Origin of the sequence: Nocardia sp. NPDC059764, assembly GCF_042732555.1 — a bacterium.
Taxonomy (GTDB): Bacteria; Actinomycetota; Actinomycetes; order Mycobacteriales; family Mycobacteriaceae; genus Nocardia.
Genome location: NZ_JBHWHH010000304.1, coordinates 1 through 4,168, shown reverse-complemented (window position 1 = coordinate 4,168; position 4,168 = coordinate 1). Strand labels below are relative to the sequence as shown.

Below are 4,168 nucleotides of genomic sequence, written 5' to 3'. Positions count from 1 at the left end.
GCCGGGGCGGCGGGCTCGGCCGCGGGGGCCGGGGCGGCAGCCAGCGCCGAATCGGCCGGAGCCGCAGGCGCTTCCGGCGCCGGGGTGGCAGCCGGAGCGGCGGCGCCCGGAGCTTTCGGGCCGGGGCGCTTCAGACCCGACTTCATGGCCAGACCCTTGGGGGCGATGGACGGCTTGGCCTCCGCGGCCGGGGCAGCGGTCTCGGTCGCGGCCGCCTCGGCGGCCGGAGCCGGAGCGGCGGCCGCGGGCGCCTGGGCGGGAGCGGCCTCGGCGGCGGGCTTGGCACCCGGAGCCTTGGCGGCGCCCTTCATCTGCAGACCCTTGCCACCGGGAGCCTTCAGGCCACCCTTCATGGCGAGCCCGCCCGGCTTCGCGGCCGGAGCCTCCGGAGCGGCGGCCTCGGCGGGAGCCGCAGCGGCGGAAGCGGTTTCGGCCTTCGCGCCGGGCGCCTTGGCGGCACCCTTCATGGCCAGACCCTTGCCGCCGGGGGCCTTCAGGCCGCCCTTCATGGCGAGACCCTTGGCCGGAGCCGGGGCGGCGGTCTCCTCGGCCGCCGGAGCGGCCTCGGCGGCCGGAGCCTCGGTCTTCGCGCCCGGAGCCTTGAGCCCGCCCTTCATGGCCAGGCCCTTACCGCCGCCCGGCGGCTTCAGGCCACCCTTCATACCCAGTCCGCCACCGGCCGGAGCGGCCTTCGGGGCGGCCTCGGCGGGGGCTTCGGCGACCGCGACCGCGGCCTTGACCGGCTCCGGAGTGGGCTCCGGCTCGGGCGCGGCCTTGGGCTGCTGGACGACCTTCAGGTTCTCGGTCAGGGTCGCGGCGTCCACGCGGTTGATGGACTGCAGCATGAGCTGCGCGACATCGACGACCTCGACGCCCTGGCCGACCTCGCCGCCGTCCTTGCGGGCGGTGACGCCGTCGGTCAGCATGACGCGGCAGAACGGGCAGCCGGTGGCGATCATGGACGGCTCGTTGCCGCCCTTCAAGGTGTCCAGCGCCTCGTCGACCCGGTCGATATTGATGCGCTTGCCGAGCTGCTCCTCCATCCACATGCGCGCGCCACCGGCGCCACAGCACATGGAACGTTCGGCGTGACGCGGCATTTCGACCAGGGTCGAGCCCGAGGCCTCCATGAGCTCACGCGGCGCGTTGTAGATCTTGTTGTGCCGGCCCAGGTAGCAAGGGTCGTGGTAGGTCACGTTCTGCGCGACCGGCGACACCGGCACCAGCTGCTTGCCGCGGACGAGGCGGTTCAGCAGCTGGGTGTGGTGCACGACCTCGTAGGTGCCGCCCACCTGCGGGTACTCGTTGTTGAGTGCGTTGAAGCAGTGCGCACAGGTGACGACGATCTTCTTCTTGGCCTGCTCGACACCCTCGAACACCGAGTTCAGCAGTTCGATGTTCTGCATGGCCAGCTGCTGGAACAGGAACTCGTTGCCCGCGCGGCGAGCCGAGTCGCCGGTGCAGGTCTCCTCCTGGCCGAGCACCATGAACTTGGTGCCCGCGGTGGCCAGCAGCTCGGCGACGGCCTTGGTGGTCTTCTTGGCGCGGTCCTCGTAGGCGCCGGCGCAACCGACCCAGAACAGGTATTCGTAGCCGTCGAAGCTGTCGGCGTCCTTACCGAAGACCGGAACCTCGAAGTCGACCTCGGAGATCCAGTTCAGGCGGTCCTTGGAGTTCTGGCCCCAGGGGTTGCCCTTGTTCTCCAGGTTCTTGAACAGACCGGCCAGCTCGGAAGGGAACTCCGACTCGATCAGCACCTGGTAGCGGCGCATGTCGATGATGTGGTCGACGTGCTCGATATCCACCGGGCACTGCTCGACGCAGGCGCCGCAGGTGGTGCAGGACCACAGCACCTCGGGATCGATGATGCCGTTGACGTCCTCGCCGCCGACCAGCGGACGCTCCGCCTCGGCGCGGGCCGCCTCCGAGATCTGCGCCAGCGCGCGCTCGTTCGGCTTGCCCTCGGCGTCGACCAGACCGATCTCGTCGCCGCCCATGTCCTTGCGGCCACCGGCCAGCAGGTACGGGGCCTTGGCGTAACCGTGGTCGCGCAGCGACATGATCAGCAGCTTCGGCGAGAGCGGCTTGCCCGTGTTCCAGGCCGGGCACTGCGACTGGCAGCGGCCACACTCGGTACAGGTGGTGACGTCGAGGATGTCCTTCCAGGAGAAGTCCTCGAACTTGCCGACACCGAAGGTGTCGTTGTCCGGATCGGCGGTCTCCATCTCGATCGCCTTGCCGTTCGACATCATCGGCTTGGCCGCGCCGAGGGCGACGTCGCCGTCGTTCTCACGCTTGAAGTAGATGTTCGGGAACGCCGCGAAACGGTGCCAGGCGACACCCCAGGTGACATTGCGGCCGACCAGCAGCAGGAAGGTCGCACCGGAGATCAGCTTGATGAACGCGAAGACCGACACCATGGCGATCGACTCGGGCAGCAGCTTGGCGACCTGCTCGGTGAAGAAGTCGCTCCAGGTGTGGGATTCGTGGTAGGTCGCGATCTTGCCGGCCTTCACGAACACCATGCCCAGGCCCTCGACGAGGACGATGGATTCGATCACATAGGCGGGCGCGAACTTCGAACCGCTGAAGCGCGACAGCCGCGCCGGGACGCGCGGGTGGTTCAGCTGGCGGATCACGATCAGCACGATGATGCCGATCACGGTTCCGATGCCGAGGAATTCGTCCACCAGGTGGTAGATGCCCCAGGAACCGATGATGGGCCAATGGAATTCGGGGTCGAAGGTCTGACCGTAGGCCTCGAACCACAGGATGAACCCGGCGAGGAAGCCGATCATGACCAGCCAGTGCGCCCAGCCGACCGTGCGGAACTTGTTCATGCGCGTGTGCGCGAGGAACTCCACGAACATGGTCTTGAAGCGTGGGAAGAACGGCCGCCAGCGATCGGGCGCGGACTGCCCGACCATGACGGTGCGCACGATATTTCGTGTGCCTCCGATGAACGATGCCCAACAGAAGACTGTGAACACCGCCCCAATCGTGCCCAGTGTCACTGTCAGGGCATTCATGTCGCGACCTCTCTTACGGTTCTACGAGCGTTTCGCGAGGCAGCCTGGTACGCCTCGAGTTGCTCGTATCCTAATGGACGGTAAGTTACCCGCCGGTAACTTGGTTGTCCAGGGTTTCCCACACCGTAAATCCCGGCAAATCACGCCCTTAACCAAGGGCAGGCTTACTTCCAAACATGGTGGCGTGCAGAAAGAAACCGATCTCGCAAATCGTAATGTGATCGACTAGGCTCACGCTGTCCGACAGCTGTGCGCGTCTTCACATGCTCGGGGAGGACTCGTCCTAGCGCGTAGAGGCATGGCCCGAGGGAAGCCGGGCCTCGCGTGGCGAAGAGCGCACAGCGGATACCTGATGACGGAATGGAAACCAACCCAATGAAGCTTCGCAGTACCACTGCGGCTGCTGCCCTGGTCATCGGCGCAATGACCATCGGGATGACGACCGCCCACGCCGACAACGCTCCCGCACAGCCTGCTGGAATCAACTACTCCACCAAGCTGGTCGACGGCAAGACGATCGTCTCCACCCTGAAGAACGGCACCTTCGAACTCGCGCAGCAGGACGGCGCGACGCCCGAGGACCCGAAGCAGACGGTGGTCAACGTCAAGGACCAGCAGGGCGCGGTCGTGATCTCGTTCCCGCTGTCCTACACCGCGGCGGGCACCCAGATCCCGGTCAAGTCCGAGGTCAAGGAAGACGGCAAGGTGCTCGAGGTCGTTCCGGAGAAGCCGGCCGACTTCAACCCCGGCACCCAGGTGCTGGCCGCCGCGCCGGTCGCCTCCGCCAAGCCGATCGCCTCCTCTGACGAGAACCAGAAGGCGATGAGCTACTTCTCCACCCAGTTCAGCCTCGCGCTGGGCATCGGCAGCTTCGTGGGCACCGCCCTCGGAGCGATCATCGGCTGCGTTGTGACCATCGTCGCCGGCTGCGTGCCGGGTCTGGTCGCGGGCGCCGGCATCGGCGGCATCCTCGGCACCATCGCCGCGGGTGGCCCGACCCTGGTCGCGGCCGGTATCGACCTGCTGAACACCATGCAGGCGCCGGATGGCACCACCAAGTGGGCTCCTGCCGCTCAGCAGCAGCAGGTCACCCCGAACTAGTGACGTCGCCGGGGCATCGCCCCGGCAGGTTCGAACAC

Annotated in this window: 2 protein-coding genes; one reads left to right on the top strand and one right to left on the bottom strand. The window is 67.3% G+C overall.

The genetic code is table 11. The features are described from left to right. Positions 1–3,029 (bottom strand): heterodisulfide reductase-related iron-sulfur binding cluster (locus ACFV4K_RS34915; RefSeq protein WP_379280574.1); only part of this gene is annotated, 3,029 nt, incomplete at its 3' end. 375 nt (positions 3,030–3,404) lie between these two features. Between ACFV4K_RS34915 and ACFV4K_RS34910 the strand changes: the two genes are divergently transcribed. Then, on the top strand, positions 3,405–4,130 hold the full coding sequence (locus tag ACFV4K_RS34910; protein WP_357094237.1) for a hypothetical protein: 726 nt from the start codon (positions 3,405–3,407) through the stop codon (positions 4,128–4,130). Positions 4,131–4,168 lie beyond the last annotated feature (38 nt).